Below are 22,321 nucleotides of genomic sequence, written 5' to 3' on the forward strand. Positions count from 1 at the left end.
TATATTACTCGGATTGCATGGCACGCGAACATTCGGTACTGGACGACGAGCGTTCAGTCCGCGACGACGAAACCACGACGGCGAACGGTGGTAACGATGGATTACTCCACCGACGCACGTATATGCGGTTGGCCGGCGTCACGACGGCGGCCGCGGCGCTTTCGACTACCACGAGCGCCGACGAGGAGTACGAGGAGATCACGGCGCGCGGTCAGGTGATCAGAATCGGAGCCGGTGAAACGTACGAAAACAAGCTGTTCGACCTCACCAACGGGAACAGCGTCCTGTTACTCGTCGAGGGGGGAAACTCCGTGATCCGGAACGTTGGGTTCAGGGGCCTCCACCGCGGGGACGAGTTCATGATCTCGATCAACGCGCCCAGCGGCGACGTCCTGATCGAGAACGTCTACCTCGGTGACGGCTCGACGAAAGAGGGCGAGAGTTTCGTTCACGGCCCGGGTGCCGTCTTCTACCACCGAAACGCGTCGTGTGACGTCACCTTTCGACACTGCAACGTTCAGGGGTGGCCGAACAACGGCTTTTACTGCTCGAACACGGCTTCGGGCGGTTCGGCTCGCTTCGAAAACTGTTACGGCAAGAACAACGGTGTCAGTACGTACCGCGTCGCCGGCGGCAACGACGTCATCTCGAACTGCGTCGCTTACAACGACGGCACGGACTACGGACCCGGTTGGGGCGGCTACGTCGAAGACGCCGGTCGCCCGGTCTGGGTCTGGCCCGGCGGTCCCGTGACGATCGAGAACTCGGAGTTCGCCAGCGGTGGCTATCCCCACGCGATGGTCCTGCGAGGCTCGGGCCGAGCGCAGATGTCCGGTGGCGCCATCAGCGGCTCCGTCCAGGGGGGCGGACTCGAGCGATCGAGCGTCTCCGGGTCGCCGGAGCTGTCGCCGCCGGCAGGCGTCCCGACGTCCGCCGAGGAGGCGGCTTCGGGTGCCTCGAGTAGCCGACGCGACGGGAGCGGCGCGGACGAGGACACGACCGACGATTCGTCGCTTCCGAATCTGCTCGTCGTCGACGGCGACCCGTCCGACGCGAGCCGCTACGAGTTCGAGGTCGGCGGTGACGTCGAGAAGTCGAACGCGGACGGAGCCTCGATCGACGAGGAGGACGTCGTCGACGGATCTTCCGTCTACGGCAGCGTCGCCGACTGGAAGGACGCGTTCCGGTTCAGCGGCGATCTCGAGAGACTTACGGTCGACGGGCCGGCGACGGTTCGGGTGAACGACGAGGTCGTCGATCCCGACGCGTTCGGCGAGAACCTTCCGCACGTCCTCGAGGTCGACGGACGCGGCGCGCCGACGAGTTACGAGATCACCGTCGACGGACGAATCGAACTCGAGTCCGCCGATCCCGAAGAGACGGCCACGACGGTCTCGGGATCGACCGTCCAGAGTTCGGTCACCGACGCGACCCACCGGTTCCGGTTCTCGGGTGCAGTCACCGACGTGACGTTCACGGACGGGGAGGCCGCCCTGTTCGTCGACGGCGAGGAGATCGATCCGAGCGAGTACGGCGACCACGAACTCCTCCCGCACGCGATCGTCTTCGACGGAACGCACGCTGACGGGCCCACCACGTACTCCTTCGAGGTGAGCGGGACGGTCGTCAAATCAGCGTATCGCGACGCGTCGATCGACGACGAGGACGTCGTCGAGGGGCGCGCCGTCCGAGGCGGGGTCGGAGACTGGCTCGACGCCTACTGGTTCGACGGCGATATCGAGGAGTTCCATCTGCTCGGCGATGCGACCGTCGACGTCCAGTACAACGCTCGGAATCTCTGAAACGGACTAGTATCCCGATATCCAGGCGTGACCGCGGCCCACCTGCGGTCACACCAGAACTAACGCAGAGCGGTCCCTACGAGGGTGACGACCGATCCGGCAGCGAGAGCGAACGCTGGTCGCGGTCTGGACAGTCTCGAGTAAAGATGGCTCCCGCGCCGAGAACAGCAAGCTGGCACGCGAACTGTTCCGGTACTGGATGACGGTCACCGGGAGCCAGACGGTCGTACGTGCGGCGCGAATAAAAGTCCTTCTCGTATGGAGGAACCACGTTCGTATTTCTCCAAAACGATTAAACGATACGACGGATCGGGGTCGAAATCCGTGGCTCGCGCGTGGCGCGGACGACTCATACGATCTGCTGTAAATCGGTACCGGCGAAACCACGAGCCATCTGTGGTTTCACCGGTAAACCGTTACAGCAATCCGTATCACTCGATCCGGGAGAGTTTGCCGTTGACGGAGCGCTCACGTCGGCGGTTCCGAACGGTGTGGACGGCCGACAACAGCAAAAACGCGAGAACGACCGTGCCGGCGACCGCGATGGTCGGAACGGCCGACAGCGGCGGAACACCGAAGAACGCTGCCCCAACGAGTCCCACGCCGCCGACGCTAAGTAGGCCGTACCACCGATCCCATCGGTCCTGCTGGTGAGAGTCGGTGTCCAGGTACATCATCAGGAGATCCGCGTTGTCCGCGAGCGTAATGAGCCCACGATCCTGGTCGTACTCGACGATTCCCGCGTCGTCCATCTTGGGGAGATGAGTCTGATACAATGCGACGTACACCCGTTTTCGCTGGTCGGAGCTGAGCGCGTTGACGTCCGTATCGTTCTCCCAGGCCGCGATCTGTTCGGCGAGTTCGCCGAGCGTTACCGTCTCCTCCGCCTCGAGGAGGTACGCGAGGACTTCCCGTCGGCGTCGGTTTTTCAGGAGTTCGAAAATGACGTCCTTCGAGAGTCCCTCATCGTCTTCAGACTGAGAGACCGACGACGAAATCTCGTCGGGCAGAGACGTATCGATCGACGACATTATGTTTGGCCTCCGGACTGCAGCCGCCTGCTCGAACCGCGTCCGCGTCGGTTTCGGGAGACGAGACCACCACCGAACTGACGGGTTTGCAGGGGCCGTTTCGTATTCAAACGGCAGGTCGCAATCACGATTGACACACCAAGTTGTACACCAACAGTGACTCTCTTAAACACGGTCACGTTTTGCACCGGCTGCAAAGGTACTACGCGTCGACTTCGGTCTGGGGTCGCCACTAGGGGTCTGCATCGGCTCGCGGGGCGGGTCGACTGGCGAATACGACGGCGTCGGTATCGTCCGATTGCGCCGCCGTATCCGTTGCGTACGCCCCACAACTCGGCTGCAGACGAGGGATCGTCGGCGACTGTCGGGGATATCTCGAACACGGCAATACGAGAGAACGTCCGACTGGAGCGACATAAATTCGGGCGTCGGTTTGCCCCCGAAATGGAAGTTTACGGGATGAACTCCCAGTTTATTGGACGAGATTCGCCGAACAATGAAGTCGATTAATGTACCATGTTGGCATTTGACTCACTGGCCGAGGCGGTCGAGGTGGCTCGCATCGTCCGCCGCCGTCGATCGCTTCGTCCGAACACGACCGACGGGACACGGTCTCGGCACGAATGCTGACCGCCTCGAGCGGGCGGGTGGGACGTTCCGTGTCGCTTGTCTTCGCTCTTTTTCTTCGGAAGCCGACGACTGCAGTAAGTCGGTGTTTCCCGCGAAACCATGTGAACCCCTTACAGTCTCGGCACGGCTTCCCCCACCACTGATGACACAGTCCATTATCGACCATACTACGCGCGAGTCTCAGCGAGCGGATGCCGAACTGTGTCCCGATTGTGAGACCGATACGATCGTCCACGACCCCGACCGAGGCGAACGAGTGTGCCGGGAGTGCGGTCTCGTCCTAACCGAAGATCCGATCGATTACGGGCCCGAGTGGCGGGCGTTCAACGCGAAAGAACACGACCAGCTCTCGCGCGTCGGCGCACCCCTCACTCAGTCGATGCACGACCGCGGGCTGACGACGACGATCGACTGGCGAAACAAGGATGCGAAAGGACACTCGGTGTCGTCCGATAAACACGGGCAGATTCATCGCCTTCGCGTCTGGCAGGAACGGATTCGGACGAAAAACGCCGGCGAACGAAATCTCAAGTACGCGCTCTCGGAGATCGATCGAATGGTCAGCGCACTCGGCGTCCCCAACCCAGTCAAGGAGACCGCGAGCGTCATCTACCGACGGGCGCTCGATCAGGATCTCATCCGCGGCCGATCGATCGAAGGCGTCGCGACCAGCGCGCTCTACACCGCCTGCCGAAAGGAGGATATCCCGCGGAGCCTCGAGGAGGTGACGGCAGTTTCACGCGTCGACCAGCGGGAGATCGGCCGCACCTACCGATACATCGCGGACGAACTCGACATCAACCTCGAGCCGACGAACCCGAGACAGTTCGTCCCGCGATTCTGTTCGGAACTCGACGTCGACAAGGACGTCGAGACGAAGGCGATCGAGATCATCGACCGCACGACCGAACAGGGGCTTCACTCCGGAAAGTCGCCGACCGGGTTCGCCGCCGCCGCGATCTACGCCGCCGGATTGCTCTGCGAGGAGACGATTCCCCAGCGGGCCGTCGCCGACACCGCACAGACGACGGTCGTCACGGTCCGAAACAGGTACCGAGAACAACTCGAGGCGATCGACCAGACACCCGCTACATGATCGAACGCTCGTCGCCGCCGTAGACGTCTTCGTCGACCAGCGCGTGGAGGTTCGCGTACGGGACGAACCCGAGGAACTCGTCGTTCTCGTCGTACAGTTCGAGGCCCTTCTCGACGTGGTCGTACCGTTCACAGACGATCTGACCTTCGGGGAGGATCGCACGGAACATGCGCGAGAATACGTCCTCGATCGGCATATACTGTTGGACCGTCACGAACAACTGGGGCTCCGTACCGACCGCGACGAATTACCCGAGCTGTCCCCCGGTCACACTTACTCCTCTACGGTGAACTCCTCGAGCCGATCGCTGAGTTCCGTCGCCCGCTCGGACAGCGACTCTGCTGCGCCGGCGATGTCGGCGATCGTCGCGGTCTGTTCCTCGACGGCGGCTGCGACGCTGCTCGTCTCTTTCAACGTCCGCTCGCTCCGTTCGGTCGCCGTATCGACCATCGTGACGACTTGCTGACTCGAGCGCGCCTGCTCGTCGGTGGCATCGTCGATCGACTGAATCCCCTCGTTGGCGTCCTGGACGCGGTCGGCGATCTCCGTGAGCGCGTCGAGACTCTCCTCGATCGTCTCGACGCCCTCGACGACCTCCCGTCGCATCGTTCGGATCTCCTCGAGTGCTCGTCCGGCCGACGACTGAACGTCGCCGACCACGGCGTCGACGTCGTCGGTCGCGTCGCTCGTCTCCTCGGCGAGCGATCTGACCTCGGTCGCGACGACGGCGAACCGTTTCCCGTCCGCACCGGCTCGAGCCGCCTCGACCGAGGCGTTGATCGCGAGTAGGTTCGTCTCCTCGGCGATCCCGTCGATCACGTCGACGATGTCACCGACCTCCGAGAGGTCGTCCTCGAGCGTTTCGATCCGGTCGACGATCTCCCCGGCGCGTCGTTCGATGCGATCGAGTTCGTCGAGTGCGTCGGTCGCCGTTTCGCGACCGGCTTGTGCACGCTTGGTCGCCGCCGCCGAGACGTCCGCGACGCCGTCGGCCGTCGCGGCGATCTCCTCGATCGTCGCCGAGAGGTCACTCATCTCACCGAGGACGTCTTCGAAACGATCGTTCTGTTCGTCCGTCGCGATCGAAATCTCCTCTGCGGATTGGCTGACGTCTTCGCTGGCCGCCTCGATCTGCCGGACGCTCTGTGAGACCTCGCGTCCGACGTCTTCGACTTCCAGCGCGAGCGTCTGGATGCCGTGGAGCGTCCCCTCGATGTCGTCGAGGGTCTCGTTCAATCCGTCAGCGATCTCGTTCATCGCGTCGTGGTCGCTTTCGGCCGTCACGCGGCGGGTGAAATCGCCCTGGCGACATCGGTCCAGAACCGCTCGTATCCGTTCGGCGTCGGCCTCGAGCGTCGCGTTTCGCTGTTCGACGCGCTCACGCTGACGGTCGATCTGCTGGCGGCTCTCCTCGAGTTCTCCGATTCGGTCTTGCAAGCCTGTCTGCATCGCCTCGAGCGAGTCGCCGAACTCGCCGGGGACTCGCTCGTCGAGGACGTCAGCGTCGAACTCCTCGCAAGCGAGTGCATCCGCCTGGGCCGCGACCGTCCTCAGGTGGGCGTGCATCGAGTCGAACGAGCGCTGGAGGTCGCCGATCTCGTCCGACTGATCCGTCCGTTCCGGCCGATCGTCGAGCCGTCCCGACGCGATGGCGTCGGCAGCCGTCCGAAGGGACAGGATCGGTCCGACGATGTCACGGCGAGCGATCAGGAGCGTGTTGACGAACGCGACCACCGAGAGCGCAAAGACGAGGCCCGTCAACACGATCTGTGCGGTCGGAAAGACCGCGATCGCTTCTCGCGGCCCGAGAAACGCGAGCGGAAGCGCAAAGACGGCGAGCGTCGAGAGAAACTGCAGGAAGACCGCCGCCATGATCTTACGCTCGAGGCTCTCGGCGATCCCGATTCGTTCCATCACTCCCCACAGTGCCGTCTCGTATCGCTCCCGTATCGACGTTGTCCGGCCGTCGAATCCATCGAGTTCTGAAGAAGCGGTCGACATACGCTGAAATTCCCGAAGGACTACTTAACTGCGGTGGCTAGTACCAGATCGTCGAAATACATCACTAATTCAACTGGTCTGTCGGTCGAGGGAAACGCGGCTCACCGGCGCGACGTGAGTAGCATACGGACGACCCTCGGGACGCGGTCGAGAGACGAAACGGGCGAGACACGAGCGAAATGGGTTTACTCCCGCCGACGGTAGATCCCCCAGTGACCGACGAACGTTCCTCCGAGCGGGCGACCGACGGAGCCGCCGGCAACTCCGACGCTGTGTCGGACAACGGGGACGACCCTGACGGGCGAGAGACTGCGGGCGAGACGAACGAACCGAACGACGTCGACGGACCCGACGAATCGAGCGATGACGACGGACCGGGCGAAGCCGACGGCGAAATCACGCTCGCGACGTTCCACGAGGCCTGCCAGCGCGAGGGGCGACCGGTGCTCACCGCCGGTGCCGTCGCTCGAGCGCTCGAGTATCCCCACGACGCGGTCAGCGAGCGCCTCGACGACCTCGCCGACCGCGGTGATCTCGAGCGACTCTCGGTGTCGACCGATCCGGTCGTTTGGTACCCGAGCGAACTCGAGGATCTGACCGACCGAGAGCGGATCGTCGTCTTTCCGAAACGACGTGAGATCGTCGTCGACCGACCGGAGCAGTTCACCCGCGCGCAACTGGCACAGTTCGCCCACCTCGCCGACGCGAACGGCGCGGACGGCTACCGATACGTCGTCCGACCGGAGGACGTCTGGCAGGCCCCACACGACTCCTTCGAGGCCCTCGAGCGGACGATGCGCCAGGCGCTCGGATCGCGAAACGACGAGCTCGAGGAGTGGGTCCACAGCCAGTGGGATCGTGCCCACCAGTTCCGCTTGCGGACCCACGAGGACGGCTACACGGTCCTCGAGGCGAACAGTCCGGAGGTAATGGGTAACGTCGCCCGCCAGAAACTCGACGAGGAACACGTCCACGCGCCGATCTCGGAGACCGAAGACTGGGTCCGTGAGGGGGCAGAAGCCGCGATCAAGCGAATTCTCTACGAGGCTGGCTACCCCGTCCAGGACCACCGGGATCTCGACTCTGGCGAGTCGCTGTCGATCGACCTCGAGGTCAGCCTGCGGGAGTACCAGCGAACGTGGGTCGATCGCTTCGCTGAGAGTGGCGAGGGGATCTTCGTCGGTCCGCCAGGCAGCGGCAAGACTGTCGCGGCGATGGGTGCGATGGCCCACGTCGGCGGCGAGACCCTGATTCTCGTTCCGAGCCGGGATCTGGCCCGCCAGTGGGCCGAGGCCGTCGTCGAGTACACCTCCCTCGAGCCAGCACAGGTCGGACAGTACCACGGCGGGCAAAAGCAGGTCAGACCGGTAACGATCGCCACGTACCAGATCGCCGGGATGGACCGCCACCGGTCGCTGTTCGACGATCGGGAGTGGGGGCTCGTCGTCTTCGACGAGTGCCAACACGTTCCCTCGGACGTCTACCGGCGGAGTACGCACCTCCAGTCGCGGAACCGACTGGGACTGTCAGCGTCGCCAATCCGTGAAGACGACCGACAGACGGAGATTTTCACCCTCGTTGGGCCGCCGATCGGCACCGACTGGCAGGCGCTGTTCGACGCCGGCTTCGTCGCCGAGCCCGAACTCGAGATCAGGTACGTCCCCTGGGGTGACGAGGAGCAACGAAACGCCTACGTCTCGGCGGAGGGCCGCAAGAAGTACCGGATCGCCGCCGAGAACCGAGGGAAGGTCGACGAGGTCAGCTACCTGCTGTCGGCTCACCCGAACTCGAAGGCGCTCGTCTTCGTCGACTATCTCGAACAGGGCTGGGAGATCGCCGCCGCACTCGACGTTCCCTTCCTCAGCGGCGAGACCCACCACCACGAGCGCCAGCGCCTGTTAGAGGAGTTTCGCCGCGACGAACGCGACCTCCTCGTGATCTCGCGGGTCGGCGACGAGGGGATCGACCTCCCGACGGCGGATCTCGCGATCGTCGCCTCGGGTCTCGGCGGCTCGCGACGACAGGGGACCCAGCGGGCTGGCCGGACGATGCGACCCGCCGGCGGCGCGCTCGTCTACGTGCTCGCGACGCGGGGCACGCGCGAGGAGGAGTTCGCCCGCCGACAGCTCCAGCATCTCGGGAGGAAGGGGATGACGGTTCGCGAACGGACGGTCGATTCGTCCGACGAGAGCTGATACGAACAGTCGTACCGATCTCCCGGTGTTCGGAGCGGCCCACTGTCCGTCCTCGGTCAGCCGACTTCGGCGACCGGCGTCCGCTCGGCGTCGACGGTTTCGACCTCGTCGACGCGTCGGACGCCGACGCCGCCCTCGAGTTCGCGTCTCACCAGCGCGTCGTCCGCGCCCTCGTCGTCGAACGTCAGGTCGGCGCGAACGTGGAGTTCGACGACGGTGTCGTTGAGTCCGGGCTGGACGCCCCTGACTTCGACGTCCTCGAGGTGGGAGACGGCGTCTATTCGTTCGACGACTCTCGTCGCACCGTCGGCGAGGCTCCCGGTGGCGTTCACTGGAACGCGCACGGCGAGTCTCACCACGACGGCGTGCAGTTGTCGTGCCATACGCCCTCGTCGAGAGTCGAACTCGAGGCCGGGACCGAACCCGGCTGGCCAGCCCACGAGGGTCGTCGTGGCTGGCCGAACGGTCGACACCGTCTACTTCGTGAGAGTGGAAGAAGGTGAGATCCGTCCGGCCAGCGTTCGGGGCTTACGCGGCGCGGACGGACCCGATATCACCGATAATCGACATCGGATAGCCGACGACCGCGCCGAACCCGCCCCAGGCCGCCCCGGTTCCTTCAGCAGGGGCGGCGATAGCCTCCGCAGCGCTATTGACGCGTGCGAAAGCCGAGATATGGGTTGTGAGCGCGGTCATCGGTCGAAACGGTCGCGGTGTGCGACCCGTCGATCCAAACGTCTGCCGGGAATGACATAATTGTTTCTCAGGCGTGGTATATCATGGCATTACCGAGTTGTGAACTCCCGTACGATTGGTGGTCGGTCGCCCACCGGCGGCTCGATTCCGGTTTCCTCCCGGTACGGATCGACGTCGGAACGCGCTCCACCGCCGGCTCATACGGACTGCTGTGACTGATTGTCGGTCGATCGTCTGCCGTTCGTCGATCGACCGGGATCGGCTCGTCGCTGTCCGTATCGGGGTGGCCGCTTCACTGTTGGCTCGAGAGGACCGCCCCGTCGACACGAATATTCAAGGTGTCGTGTTGAAACGGTAATTCTATGACTAGCGTGTGTGGATCGAACCGGGTCGAGGTGAACGGGTCGTGAGCGACGAGCGGGTGATCGTCGGCGAGACCGCCGACGGCTCCGACGTCGCGCTTCCGGTGGTCCAACTGTTAACCGGTCGCGGCTTCGTGACGGGGAAGTCCGGAAGCGGCAAGTCCAATACCGCGTCGGTGATCGCCGAGGAGTTACTCGACGCGGGATTTCCGCTGCTCATCGTCGACACCGACGGGGAGTACTACGGCCTGAAAGAGGAGTACGAGATGTTGCACGCGGGCGCAGACGAGGAGTGTGACATCCAGATCGGTCCGGAACACGCCGAACAGATGGCGACGCTCGCCTTAGAGGAGAACGTCCCCGTTATCCTCGACGTCTCCGGCTACTTGGACGAGGAGGTCGCGGACGAACTCATCAAGGAGATCGCCCGCCAGCTGTTCGTCAAGGAGAAGAAACTGAAAAAGCCGTTCTTACTCGTCGTCGAGGAGGTCCACGAGTACATCCCCGAGGGCGGCGGCGTCGGCGAGACCGGCAAACTCCTCATCAAGATCGGCAAACGCGGCCGGAAACACGGCCTCGGCATCCTGGGGATTAGCCAGCGTCCCGCGGACGTCAAGAAGGACTTTATCACGCAGGCGAACTGGCTCGTCTGGCACCGACTCACCTGGGAGAACGACACCAAGGTCGTCGGCCGGATCATCGACACCGAGTACGCCGAACTCGTCTCCGATCTCGGCGACGGCCAGGCGTTCGTCCAGACCGACTGGACCGAAGCCGACGTCCGCAAGGTGCAGTTTCGGCGCAAGCGGACGTTCGACGCGGGCGCGACACCCGGCCTCGACGACTTCGAACGACCCGAACTCAAATCCGTCTCCGACGCGCTCGTCGGCGACCTCCAGGAGATCTCGGAACGAAAGGAGCGCAAACAGGATCGGGTTCACGAACTCGAGTCCGAACTCCAGAAAAAGGAAAAACGGATCGAAACCTTGGAGAACGAACTCGAGTCCGCCCGGGACGTCTCGAACGCAGCGAAACAGATGGCCGACGCGTTGAGCAACCCGAACACCGTCCAGTCGAAGTTACCGAACGGCGACGAGGAGCTTCGCCGCCTCCACGACGAGGTCGTGGAACTCGAGGACGAACGCGACGACCTGAAGGCCGACCTCGAGGCCCGCAAGGGGCGCATCGAGACGCTCCAGACCGAACTCGAGGACCGCGAGGAGCGCATCGAAGCCCTCGAGTCGGAACTCGACTCTCGTTCGGACCTGATCCGACGGCTCAGAGACGAGACCGAACGGCTTCGAAACCGCGTCGACGAACTCGAGCGCGACGGCGAGCGTCCGGACGAATCCGCGGACGCGAGCGTCTCCGCGGACGCCGAGGAGATCGAAAACGCAGTCGCGGACGTCGAGGCGGGCGACTCGTCGACCGACGACGCGATCGTCCACGGCGGCGGTGAAGAGTTCGAGTTCGGCTACGTCAGCGTCGACGACCCGGAAACCAGTTCACGGATCGTCGTCGCGAACGATCGACGGGAGTTCTCTGACTACCTCGAGACGGCCGGGATCGCCGAACCGGTCGAGCGGGGGAGCGAGCGATCGCGGTGTTCGACGGAGACTGCGGCGGTGGTTCTGGCGATACTGGCCAGTGAGGGACCGCTCGACGTCGACTCGCTTTCCGTTCGGGTTGGCCGCTCCCCGGTCGCAGTCCAGAGCTTACTCTCCGAGCTTCGGAGCGAGTCGATCCTCGATCGGAGTGACGACCGGCGGTACGGGCTGGCTGACGACGTTCGATCGAAGCTCGTGTTGGTGGCCGGTGACGAGTGAGGAACCGACATACAGGAAACCGTACGAGTCGTCGCCGGTGAAATCACCGAACCAGTCGATTTCCGGCATCGACGATCGCCGCGGGGTCGATCTGCTGGTGAACGGGAAGCGTAACGATCTCCCTGGAGAGACGCCTCGCGGTGTCGTAATCCGGGTCGTCGAGAACTGACGAGGACAGCCGCGGCCAGGTGTGGACGCCATCGACCGCACAGGCCTCGAGTTCCGCGAGAAAGCCCTCGGGATGGTCGGCACGAACCGGAACCACCTGGGGGCAGATTCCTGTAGGGAGGGAGTCGAAGACGACCTGGAGGTCGTCTCGCGCCTGGAGGATCTCCTGCCACGCCCGGTAGTTTCTCCGGCGTTCGGCCCGGACTCCGTCGGGGTCGACATCCTCGAGAACGTCCCAGGAGAGCTTCGCCATCGGCCGCTTTCCCCGCTCGTAGCGTTCACGCGGTCCGCCAACGGCCGGCGTGTCACCCCGTCCAGCGACGAGCGCGTCGATGGATCGGCGAACCGCTCCGTTAGCCCCGAACAGGTCGTCGACGATCGACGACGCGACGAACCGACAGTCGACGGTCCCGATGCCGTTTCGCACACCGGCCGACGACGAGGGGTCGTACCGGTCCGCTACCGTTTCGTCGGTCAGATAGAGGAGCGCACCGTCGGGGATCGGCAACACCTTCCAGAGGCTCGTAATCCCGAGGTGGCCCCGCGTTCCGAGCAACGTTCCGTCGTCGACGCTGAACGAGCCGTGTGCGTTGTCGTCGACGTGATAGCAGTCGTACTCGGCGACGAGTGCCTCGAGCTCGGCGAGCCCCGGTTGTGGAAAGCCGAAGTAGTTGACCGAGACCACGGCGGCCGTCTCGTCGTCCAACCGCTGCTCGAGGTCGGCGAGGTCGGGTGCCAGCGACGGCTCGATCCGGTAGTAACGGGTCTCGAGACCGAGTTCGGCGAACGGTTCGGCGACGCCGTCGGGGAGATACGCCGGAACGAGGACGTTCTCTCCCGGTTCGACGAGTCCGGCGAGACCATCCCTGAGTGCGGCCTTTCCCGACCCGTAGTAGGCGAATTCGCGAACGAACTGCTCGACGAACAGTTCGATACCGGCCGGCCGTTGGTTCGACAGCGAGGCGACGAACAGCGACGGCGTTCCGTCGATCATCGACGACGCCCCTCCCGACCGACGACCCGTGTTGTCAGAGAACATGCCTCGACTACCTGGCCCATACCGTCGGTAACTCGTCGAGAGTGGCCTTAGTGATGGGTGCAGTACGCTCGAGATAGCGCCTGAAACCGATCCTTACACTGGCGTTCGTTCGCACAGTCCGACCAGCCAGGAGACCTGTAGACGACCTCGATCGACCGCCGCCGTGAGAACGGGGAGTCGTGTTTCCTCGGGATCACCGACTATCGACACGCCGTGAAGAGCCGGCTTACAGGCCCAAAGCACTCGCATAACAAAGCCCGGACGCACGGAGAGCCCGACCATGACGGAACCGACCGACGAAACCGACCTTCGCCTGCTCGTCGTCGGGCTCGACGCCGGCTGTCGACCGGTGCTCGAGCCGCTGTTCGAGTCGGGCGAGATTCCAACCCTCGAGGGACTGTTCGAGACGGGAATCGACGGACCACTCGAGTCCCAGATTCCCCCGTGGACGGCGAGCGCCTGGCCCTCGATGTTCACCGGAAAGAACCCGGGGAAACACGGCGTCTACGACTTTCTCTCGTTCGACGGCTACCACTGGAACGTCGTCAACGCGACTCACGTGCGCGAACGGCCGATCTGGGAACTCCTGGGCGAACACGGGATCAGAAGCGTCGTCGTCAACGTGCCGGTCACTCACCCCGCCCGCGAGTTCGACGGTGCATTGATTCCAGGAATGACCGCCCCCGAAGACCCCGACTGTCACCCGGATGGCGTCCTCGAGGACGTCAAAATCGCCTGTGGCGACTATCACGTCTATCCACAGAGTACGCCCGCCGCCGATCGGTCGATCGAGGGGTACGAACTGACGATCGAACGGCGCGGAAAGGCGTTTCGGTACCTCTGTCGCCGGATGAAACCCGAGTTCGGATTCCTCCAGTTTCAACAGACCGACAGCGTCTTTCACGAGCGCCCGGGCGACAAGGCGGCGATCGAGGCGGTCTACCGCGCGGTCGACCGCCAACTCGAGGAGACGCTCGCCGAGACCGATCCTGACAACGTCCTCGTCGTCAGCGACCACGGCATCGGCCCGGTGTCGGGTCTCGAGTTCCGCATCAACGAGTTCCTCCGCGATCGGGGCTATCTCACGGCGCAAAACGGCGGCGAGGGAATGCCCGACTGGTCTCGTGCCTGGGAGAACGACCTCCTCGAGGGCGAGGACGCGGGTGAATACGAGGAGACTGTCCTCGAACGAGCGATGAACGTCGCCGCCCGCGCCGGAATTACGACCCAGCGAGTCGCGAACGCCCTCGATCGGGTCGGGCTCAAAGAGCCGATCGGGCGGCGGGTTCCGAACGAGATGATCCGGGCGGCCAGCGAACAGGTCGATTTCCCGAACTCCGCGGTCTACATGCGCTCGAAGAGCGAACTCGGTCTCCGGATCAACCTCGAGGGCCGCGAGCCCGAGGGGACCGTCTCCGAGTCGGAGTACGAGGAGGTTCGGGCGGAGGTCGTCGAGGCGCTGTCGGACGTCCGAACGCCTGACGGTGGACCGATGTTCGAGACGGTCGGGCCACGAGAGGCGTTCTTCGACGGCCCGCACGTAGCGGATGCACCCGACATTGTAACCGTTCCAGCGGCGTTCGACACCGCGCTCGCCGCCGATCTCGGCACAGCGCAATTCGGCGAGCCGATGGAGTCCTGGAACCACAAGCGGACGGGCATCGTCGCGGCGACGGGGCCGGCATTCGACGAGCACGGCTCGCTCGAGGGCGCGACGATCTTCGACGTTGCACCGACGATCTGCTCGCTGTTCGGGATACCGGTCGATGCCGACTTCGACGGGGAAACGCTCTCGATCGTCGAGGGGAGCGCCGAAGCCGAGTATCCGGCCTACGAGTCGACCCCGGTCATGGCGACGGACGATCGAGCGGTCGAGGATCGACTCTCGGATCTCGGATATCTATGAGCGTCGATATCACCGTTCTCAATCCGCGGACCGACGCCGACGAGTGGAACCGGTACGTCGAACGATCGGACGGGACGAACCCGTTTTTCCGGGCCGAAGCGCTTCGACTCCAGGCCGAGGACACGGGGACCAGAGCACACCTCCTGGCTGGATTCAAGGGACAGGAGGCTGTCGGGATCTTTCCGGTCTTCGAGTACACGAAGGGACCGATCACCGGCGTGTTCTCTCCAGCACCCCGGTCGTGGTCGTGTTATCTCGGCCCCGCAACGCTGAACGTCGACAAACTCAAACAGCGCAAGGCCGATCGGCGAATCTCACGGTTTCTCGAGGGGACTCTCGAGTGGATCGACGAGGAAATCGCACCCCAGTACAGCAAGTTCGTCGCCGCCGAGTTCGAGGACGTGCGTCCGTTCGTCTGGAACGAGTACGACGTCACGCCCGGCTACACCTACGTCGTCGACCTCGAGGGAGACGAATCGGCGTTACTCGACCGGTTCAGCAGCGACGCACGGAGCAACGTCCGAAACGCCGACGAGGACGCCTACATCGTCGAGGAGGGCAACGGCGTCGATGTCGAGCGTATCGTCGACCAGGTGGCAAACCGATACGAGAACCAGGGGCGTGCGTTTCACCTGAGCCCGGAGTTCGCCCGATCGGCATACGAAACGCTACCGGACGGCGCAATCCGTCCCTACGTCTGCCGGAGCGACGGCGAGTTCCTCGGAGGAATCCTCGTCGTCGAATCCGAAACGACCCGATACCGCTGGCAAGGCGGCGTCAAACCCGACGTCGACGTCGACCTCCCGATCAACGATCTGCTCGACTGGACGGTTATGCGCGACGGTCTCCGGGAGGGACTCGATCGCTACGACCTCGTCGGGGCTGGCGTCCCGAGTATCAACCGGTACAAAGCGAAGTTCAACCCTCGCCTCGAGACCACCTACGAGATCACCGCGGGGGCGTTCGGACTTGATCTGGTGATCGATCAGTATCGAAAGCTGCAGTGACTCCGGAGTCGGTCGAGATTCGACGACCGGTACGAATCATCCAGCCTGTCGTCCGTCAGTCGCGGTACGATCCATTTTACGGTTACAGGTAGATCGGTACAACAATCCGTCTCAGCCGTCGATCCGGTACTTCGACTGACGGGCGTCCTCGAGGTGAACGCGACTCGCGACCAGACCGCTCTCCTCGAGTTTGCCGAGGGCATACCTGACCGTCCGCGAGCAGAGTCGCGACTCGGAGACGATCTGCTCTTGGGTCATCTCGCCCTCGTACTCGAGGACCTTGTAGACGAGCTTCGCACTCGGTGAGAGCTCCGAGATCGCGGTGCTAGATCCGTCGTCGACGTCGTGATCGGTTGCACTCATGTGGATGGGTTCGTTCGAATGGGTCGATCCGACCCCACATAGTCGGTGTCGACAGTTTAGCGATATAGGGACGTGCTACCGATCGTGTCTTTCTCTCGAGACGACTAGAGCCGGTCGACGGGTGCGACTGTTCCGTGAACTCGACCGTCGACGGACAGGTGTGTCCCGGCCGGGAGTAGACGGCGAATAGTAAGGCGATGGGGTACGTCAGTGACGGGTATGTTTGGAACTAGCGGCATTCGTGGACGGGTCGGAACGACCGTAACGGCCGAACTCGCGCTCTCGGTCGGCCGCGCCGTCGCCTCGGAGGGGAGTGGAACCGTCGTCGTCGGGCGGGACGTCCGCGAGAGCGGCCGGATGCTCGTCGACGCACTCACGGCCGGTCTTCGTGAGTGCGGTGCGGACGTCCTCACGGTCGGTGTCGAGTCGACGCCGACGATCGCACGCGCGGTCGAATTGTTCGACGCTGACGCGGGCGTCGTCGTTACAGCGTCGCACAACCCCGCACCGGACAACGGGATCAAACTCTGGACACGGTCGGGAAAAGCGTTCGGTCCCGATCGTCGGAGGGCGATCGAACGACGGATCCGCGACGGCGATTACGAACCCGTTCCCTGGGACGAACTCGGCGTTTGCCGACGCCGTGAGCGAGCGAGGGAGGCCCACGCCGAACGCATCGCAGGCACAGTCGACCTGGAAGGAACGCCGGACGTAATCGTCGATCTCGGAACCGGTGCCGGCGGAATTACGCCCGCGGTTCTCGCCGAGCTGGGCTGTCGCGTCCGAACGCTAAACGGACAGCGAGACGGTTCCTTTCCGGGTCGGCCGAGTGAGCCAACCGAAGAGACCCTCGAGACCCTCGCCACGCTGGTCGGGCAGACGGAGGCTGATCTCGGTATCGCACACGACGGCGACGCGGACCGAATGCTCGCCGTCGACGAGACGGGGCGGTTCGTTCCGAAGGACGCGCTGCTGGCGATCTTCGCGCGAACCGTCGCGGGTGAGGGAGACCGCATCGCCGCGCCCGTCGACACGAGTCTCGCGGTCGACGACGCCGTTGCCGAGGTCGGGGCGTCGGTAACGCGAACGCGCGTCGGTGACGTGTTCGTCGCCGAACGTGCGACCGAAGCGGACGTCGTCTTCGGGGGAGAGCCAAGCGGGGCCTGGATCTGGCCGGACGAAACGCTCTGTCCGGATGGCCCGCTCGCCGCCGCTGCTCTCGTCGAACTGGCCGACGAGCGAGGATCGCTTTCCGCGATGGTCGAGGAAATCGATCGGTATCCGATCCGGCGAACGTCCGTCTCGGTCGAGGGGAAAGACGCCGTCGTGGACGACCTTCGGCGGCGCGTCGACGACCGATACGACGACGTCGACACGCTCGATGGGGTTCGCGTCGAAACCGACGACGGCTGGTTTTTGATCCGTGCCAGCGGAACCGAACCGCTGGTGCGCGTCACCGCGGAGTCACGCACCGAATCGAACGTCGACGCCGTTTTCGACGAAGCGACGACACTCGTCTCGGAGTCGATCGGCCGACACGAGTAAGCCGGCCAGAGCCGACTACGCCATCGACGCGTCCTCTCAGCCGATCGATAGGACCGAGGGTCACCGGAGCTCTTTCGGGATAAAATCGGACGTTTTCATCTCGCGGTACGTCGAGCAGTCAGGGCAGGCGTGGACGACGTCCCGATTGTCGCCGAAGACGCGGGCGAACTGGCGCGTTACCTGATTGCCACAGTTGACACACTGCGGAGCGCTGGTCTGGTGTCCGGACGTCATCGGCGTCCACTTGGCATCGGTTGGTTCCGTCGACATCACCAACCCGTAACCACAGAACGGTATTTACTATAGACCGCATAACTCGTTTCGAATCGGTTAGTTTCGGCTTTCACACCCGACAGATGGGTGCTCGTGACGGTTCGAATATCCTGGCATTCACGGCTTCTTAGCCACGAAATCAAATATTTCCGGTCGGTAATGGGATGTTTTCCGCCGAAATCCAGGCCCGGTTCCAAGCCCCATCGTCGATACGACTCGGCGGACCGTTTCGACGGACGGTCGGAATGGCGGTTTTCCAAACGACGATTCTATCCTGATCTACGAGGTGGGGTAAACGACGGATGAACGTATCGCAGTTTTGCCAACGACCCTGTTCCCGCGTCGAATGGCCACGCAGACGAGTTGACTCGAAGATCTCTCCGTCCCACTCTCAGGAGAGGGCGGAGTAGCGAGGGGATAGTTATCCGACGAATCGGTGTAGCGAGGTCCATGAAAGCTGTCGTCCTCGCGGCAGGTGAAGGTACGCGGATCAGACCGCTCTCGACCGCGGTCCCGAAACCGATGCTGCCCGTGGCGGATCGGCCGCTCGCCGCACACACGGTCGACGCGGCTGTCGACGCCGGCGCAGACGAAATCGTCCTTGTCGTCGGCTACGAGAGCGAGACCGTCGAAGAGCACTTCGGCTCGAGGTACCGGAACGTCCCCGTCAGCTACGCACACCAGACCGAACAGGCGGGAACCGCACACGCGGTCAACACCGCCCGTGAGCACCTCGACGGCCCGTTCGCCGTCCTCAACGGCGACAACCTGTACGACCCGGACGCGATCGAGCAGCTGTTCGACGCGTGTCCAGCCGTCTGTGCCGTCGAAGTCGACGATCCGCGCCAGTATGGCGTGCTCAGCACGACTGACGGAACGGTCACCGACATCGTCGAGAAGCCTGCCGACCCGCCGACGAACCTCGCGAACGCAGGCGCGTATGCGTTTCCGGCGGAAGCACGACGGTGGCTCGACGTCCCCGCGAGCGAACGTGGGGAACACGAGATCACCGACGTACTCGCCAGGGTCATCGGCGAGTACTCCGTCACGCCGATCACCACCGACCGGTGGATGGACGTCGGCCGTCCGTGGGAACTGCTCGAAGCCAACGAGTGGAAAGCCGGGACGCTCGAGCGGCGGGTCGACGGCGAGGTGAGCGACGCCGCGTTCCTCGAGGGAGACGTAATCGTCGAGGAAGGCGCGACGGTACGATCGGGTGTCGTCGTCGAGGGGCCGGTTCTCGTCCGGTCGGGTGCGACGATCGGCCCGAACGCGTACGTTCGCGGCGCGACGGTGATCGGGACCGACGCGAAAGTGGGTCACAGCGTCGAGGTGAAAAACAGCGTTCTGTCCTCTGGAGCGACGGTCGGGCACCTCTCGTACGTCGGTGACAGCGTGCTCGGCCGGAACGTGAACTTCGGTGCAGGGACGACCGTCGCTAACCTCCGTCACGACGGCGATCCCGTTCGGTTTACGGTGAAAGGAAAGCGGGTCTCTACCGGACGTCGGAAGTTCGGTGTCGTCGCTGGTGACAGGGTCAAAACCGGTATCAACACCAGCCTGACACCGGGGCTCAAACTCGATACTGGGACGACGACGGCTCCAGGTGAGACCGTCGAACGCGATCGATAATAGTAACAACTGATACGGATTGCTGTAACGATGTACCGGCGCAACCGCGACCCAGGCGGCGGTTGCGCCGGAAATGACGTACAGTAAACCGTATGAAACGATTCGCACACTGATCGCTGATCTGTCTGGCGATCAGGTGTGCAAGACCTGCAGTGGCTACTATAGTTACGGATCGTCGTACTATTCTACCGGTGATCGTTCGGACCGGAGTCACCGATACCCGGTAACGAAGACAGTCCGTGAGTGAGAACGCGACGACGACCGCGTTCGCGTTCGGGCAATCCGAACGACCCCGCACAGTCTCGCGGTTTTCTCCGACGGAGGAGACGGTTCCCGTAGTGATCAGGTGCTGGGTTTATATAATATCGAACTCCTAGAGAAACTGGAGGGTGTCGATCGGTATCACACCACTACTCGATCACCGCATTCCCTCCAGATTCGATTCCGACGCGTTCGAGTTCGAGTCGCCGTAGACGAGGCCGATCGGACGTCGGGCTACGGGGGTGGCCTTCGGTCCCTCTGGTCTCGAAGACTCGTACTCGATTCTCGTTGCCACAACGAACCTGTTACTCGACAGTGACGCTTTTCGCCAGATTTCTCGGCTTGTCGATCGGTCGCTCGAGCAGGCGCGCCGCGTGATAGGAGACGAGCTGGAGCTGTACGTTCGCGAACAACCCTGCGAGCATACTGTCGGTGTCGGGGATCTCGAGGTGTGCGTCCGCGACGTCGACCGCTCGATGGCCGTCGGGACAGACGGCGATCACCGGCGCTCCTCGGGTCTGGGCTTCCTCGGCGTTTTTCAACGTCTTCTCGTCTTCGGTTCCGGTGAACACCGCGAAGACGGGCGTCTCCGGCGTCACGAGTGCGAGCGGCCCGTGTTTCAACTCGCCCGACGCGAACCCTTCGGCGTGGTCGTACGTGATCTCCTTGAACTTCAGCGCTCCCTCGAGCGCGACGGGGAATCCGAGCCCGCGACCGATGAAGAAGTACGACTGACAGCCCTCGTAGCGCCTGGCGATCGATCGGGCGTTGGTCGACGAGAGCAGGTCGTCGATCGCCGCCGGCATTCGGGAAAGCTCCGTCAACAGGGACTCGAGGTCTGCGCCTGGCCCGCCACGGACGTCGTCGGCGATTCGTTGGGCGAGCAAGACGAGCATCACTGCCTGAGAGGAGAACGTCTTGGTCGCGGCGACACCGATCTCGGGTCCGGCCCTGATAAAGAGCGTCTCGTCGGCTACCCGCGCGGCGGTCGAGCCGACGACGTTGGTCACGGTGAGCGTTGCTGCACCTTCGGCACTGGCCTGGCGGAGTGCGTTGAGCGTATCCGCCGTCTCACCGCTCTGTGAAACCGCGATCACCAGCGTGTTCTCGTCGACGGGTGGAGCCCCAACGCTGTACTCGTTTGCGAGCAACGCCCTCGCACGAACGCCGGCCCGGTTCAGCGCGAGCGAGCCGTAGAGGGCGGCGTGATAGGACGTCCCGCAGGCGATCAGCTGGACGGACTCGACTCCCTCGAACGTCGCCGGACCGAACTCCTCGAGAGCGATCCGTCCCCGTGCGGGATCAACCCGGCCTTCGATCGCCTGCGAGAGCGACACCGGTTGCTCGTGAATCTCTTTGAGCATGAAATGGTCGTACTCGCCCTTTCCCGCCTGTTCCGGGTCCCATTCGACGGTTTCTGGCTCGCGCGTGATCGGCTCTCCCGCCAGATCGGTACACTCGATTCCGTCCTCGTCGACGATCGCAACGTCGCCGTCCTCGAGATAGACGACCGTGTCCGTGTACTCGAGGAACGCGGGAACGTCGCTCGCGAGGAAGAACTGATCGTCCTCGATGCCGACGACCAGGGGAGATCCCTGACGAGCAGCGTAGAGGACGTGCTCGCCCGAGAACATGGCGGTGATGGCGTAGCTCCCCTCGAGTTCGTCGATCGCGCGACGGAACGCGGCTTCGCTGTCGAGTCCACGATCGATGTGGTACTGGATGAGATGTGGGATAACCTCCGTATCGGTGTCGCTCGTGAACTCGTGTCCCTTCCCGCGAAGCCACTCCCGAAGCTCGGCGTAGTTCTCGACGATTCCGTTGTGCACGACGGCGACGTCTTCCGTCTCGTCCGTGTGTGGATGTGCGTTCTCGTCGGTCGGCGGACCGTGTGTACTCCAGCGCGTGTGGCCGATGCCGACCTCGCCCGTGAGTGAGACTTCTTCGATCGAGTCTTTGAGTTCCTGGACCTTTCCGGAGCGCTTTTCGACGGCGATTCCGGAGCCGTTCTGGACGGCGACGCCCGCCGAGTCGTAGCCACGGTACTCGAGATTCTCCAGCCCGGTCAACAGCGTTTCGAGTGCGTCGCCGTTTCCGACGTGACCGATGATCCCACACATCAGCGACTCACCCCGTCGAACGCTGCCGACACTCGCCTCGCGTACAACGAAAATCCCGTATCGTACATGATCGGAGCACAGGCAGTCCGAACCCATTACTATAGACGGGCTACTAGACAGGGGCGAGACACCGTAATACGTCCCTGAACAGTCGACTACACGACGACTCGCTGGACCGGCCGCGACGTCGCCTCCGCGTCACGCACCCAACGTTCGGTCGACTTTCTCGTCTAACTGAGAGCAAAGCCACTCGAATGTCCGTCTAAACCGGAGTATGTCCATCGAACAGCAATCGGCGTCCGCAGTACGACGTCACGAACGCCGAGTACCCCTCGATGAATCGCGAGTAGGCACCGAACGACCATCGA

At 63.6% G+C, this 22,321-nt stretch carries 17 protein-coding genes; 8 read left to right on the forward strand and 9 right to left on the reverse strand.

Translation table 11 applies throughout. The annotated features are described in order from the left end of the window. The first annotated feature begins 17 nt into the window (after window positions 1-17). On the forward strand, window positions 18-1,802 hold the full coding sequence (locus tag FYC77_RS02840) for a hypothetical protein (protein WP_149079997.1): 1,785 nt from the start codon (window positions 18-20) through the stop codon (window positions 1,800-1,802). 431 nt (window positions 1,803-2,233) lie between these two features. Here the strand turns inward: FYC77_RS02840 and FYC77_RS02845 are convergent, their stop codons facing one another. Then, the gene (locus tag FYC77_RS02845; RefSeq protein WP_149079998.1) at window positions 2,234-2,833 is read right to left on the reverse strand and encodes a DUF7344 domain-containing protein; all 600 of its coding nucleotides are present in this window, start codon (window positions 2,831-2,833) and stop codon (window positions 2,234-2,236) included. Window positions 2,834-3,605: 772 nt separating this feature from the next. On the opposite strand from FYC77_RS02845, the gene FYC77_RS02850 reads away from it, so the two are divergent. Further along, window positions 3,606-4,559, forward strand: a complete 954-nt coding sequence (locus tag FYC77_RS02850; RefSeq protein WP_149079999.1) for a transcription initiation factor IIB — start codon at window positions 3,606-3,608, stop codon at window positions 4,557-4,559. Here FYC77_RS02850 and FYC77_RS20325 read toward each other — a convergent pair. Continuing rightward, the gene (locus tag FYC77_RS20325; protein ID WP_200840329.1) at window positions 4,552-4,728 is read right to left on the reverse strand and encodes a hypothetical protein; all 177 of its coding nucleotides are present in this window, start codon (window positions 4,726-4,728) and stop codon (window positions 4,552-4,554) included. The two genes, FYC77_RS02850 and FYC77_RS20325, sit on opposite strands and share 8 nt — an antisense overlap. A 104-nt stretch (window positions 4,729-4,832) precedes the next feature. After that, on the reverse strand, window positions 4,833-6,560 hold the full coding sequence (locus tag FYC77_RS02855) for a methyl-accepting chemotaxis protein (protein ID WP_149080000.1): 1,728 nt from the start codon (window positions 6,558-6,560) through the stop codon (window positions 4,833-4,835). 212 nt (window positions 6,561-6,772) lie between these two features. Between FYC77_RS02855 and FYC77_RS02860 the strand changes: the two genes are divergently transcribed. Then, entirely contained in the window at window positions 6,773-8,755 is a 1,983-nt protein-coding gene (locus FYC77_RS02860; protein ID WP_238386776.1) for a DEAD/DEAH box helicase, read from the forward strand. 56 nt (window positions 8,756-8,811) lie between these two features. Here the strand turns inward: FYC77_RS02860 and FYC77_RS02865 are convergent, their stop codons facing one another. After that, complete coding sequence (locus tag FYC77_RS02865) at window positions 8,812-9,138, reverse strand: hypothetical protein (protein WP_149080002.1); 327 nt, start codon at window positions 9,136-9,138, stop codon at window positions 8,812-8,814. 145 nt (window positions 9,139-9,283) lie between these two features. Beyond that, the gene (locus FYC77_RS20085) at window positions 9,284-9,451 is read right to left on the reverse strand and encodes a hypothetical protein (RefSeq protein WP_162354465.1); all 168 of its coding nucleotides are present in this window, start codon (window positions 9,449-9,451) and stop codon (window positions 9,284-9,286) included. Window positions 9,452-9,857: 406 nt separating this feature from the next. Here FYC77_RS20085 and FYC77_RS02870 point away from each other — a divergent pair, with 406 nt between their 5' ends. Next, window positions 9,858-11,639: an ATP-binding protein gene (locus tag FYC77_RS02870; protein WP_149080003.1), complete on the forward strand. Its 1,782-nt coding sequence runs from the start codon at window positions 9,858-9,860 to the stop codon at window positions 11,637-11,639. Between the two features lie 43 nt (window positions 11,640-11,682). Here FYC77_RS02870 and FYC77_RS02875 read toward each other — a convergent pair whose 3' ends face one another. Next, window positions 11,683-12,801, reverse strand: coding sequence for a DegT/DnrJ/EryC1/StrS family aminotransferase (locus FYC77_RS02875; RefSeq protein WP_149080004.1), 1,119 nt, complete (start codon window positions 12,799-12,801; stop codon window positions 11,683-11,685). A 325-nt stretch (window positions 12,802-13,126) separates the two neighbouring features. On the opposite strand from FYC77_RS02875, the gene FYC77_RS02880 reads away from it, so the two are divergent. Both FYC77_RS02880 and FYC77_RS02885 read left to right on the forward strand, forming a co-directional pair. After that, the gene (locus FYC77_RS02880; RefSeq protein ID WP_149080005.1) at window positions 13,127-14,752 is read left to right on the forward strand and encodes an alkaline phosphatase family protein; all 1,626 of its coding nucleotides are present in this window, start codon (window positions 13,127-13,129) and stop codon (window positions 14,750-14,752) included. Further along, window positions 14,749-15,759 (forward strand): lipid II:glycine glycyltransferase FemX, encoded by a 1,011-nt coding sequence (locus tag FYC77_RS02885; RefSeq protein WP_149080006.1) that lies wholly within the window; start codon window positions 14,749-14,751, stop codon window positions 15,757-15,759. The genes FYC77_RS02880 and FYC77_RS02885 overlap by 4 nt, the downstream gene beginning before the upstream one ends. A 111-nt stretch (window positions 15,760-15,870) precedes the next feature. Here FYC77_RS02885 and FYC77_RS02890 read toward each other — a convergent pair whose 3' ends face one another. Next, window positions 15,871-16,122: a transcription initiation factor IIE subunit alpha family protein gene (locus FYC77_RS02890; protein ID WP_149080007.1), complete on the reverse strand. Its 252-nt coding sequence runs from the start codon at window positions 16,120-16,122 to the stop codon at window positions 15,871-15,873. 219 nt (window positions 16,123-16,341) lie between these two features. Here FYC77_RS02890 and glmM point away from each other — a divergent pair, with 219 nt between their 5' ends. Then, window positions 16,342-17,667, forward strand: a complete 1,326-nt coding sequence (gene glmM, locus FYC77_RS02895) for a phosphoglucosamine mutase (protein ID WP_149080008.1) — start codon at window positions 16,342-16,344, stop codon at window positions 17,665-17,667. 60 nt (window positions 17,668-17,727) lie between these two features. Here glmM and FYC77_RS02900 read toward each other — a convergent pair whose 3' ends face one another. After that, window positions 17,728-17,937: a DUF7563 family protein gene (locus FYC77_RS02900; RefSeq protein WP_149080009.1), complete on the reverse strand. Its 210-nt coding sequence runs from the start codon at window positions 17,935-17,937 to the stop codon at window positions 17,728-17,730. Window positions 17,938-18,390: 453 nt separating this feature from the next. Between FYC77_RS02900 and glmU the strand changes: the two genes are divergently transcribed. Beyond that, complete coding sequence (gene glmU / locus FYC77_RS02905; protein WP_149080010.1) at window positions 18,391-19,572, forward strand: bifunctional sugar-1-phosphate nucleotidylyltransferase/acetyltransferase; 1,182 nt, start codon at window positions 18,391-18,393, stop codon at window positions 19,570-19,572. Window positions 19,573-20,138: 566 nt separating this feature from the next. Here glmU and glmS read toward each other — a convergent pair. Then, on the reverse strand, window positions 20,139-21,953 hold the full coding sequence (gene glmS / locus FYC77_RS02910; RefSeq protein WP_149080011.1) for a glutamine--fructose-6-phosphate transaminase (isomerizing): 1,815 nt from the start codon (window positions 21,951-21,953) through the stop codon (window positions 20,139-20,141). Between the last annotated feature and the right edge of the window lie 368 nt (window positions 21,954-22,321).

The organism is Natrialba swarupiae, from assembly GCF_008245225.1.
In the GTDB taxonomy this organism is placed as follows: domain Archaea; phylum Halobacteriota; class Halobacteria; order Halobacteriales; family Natrialbaceae; genus Natrarchaeobius; species Natrarchaeobius swarupiae.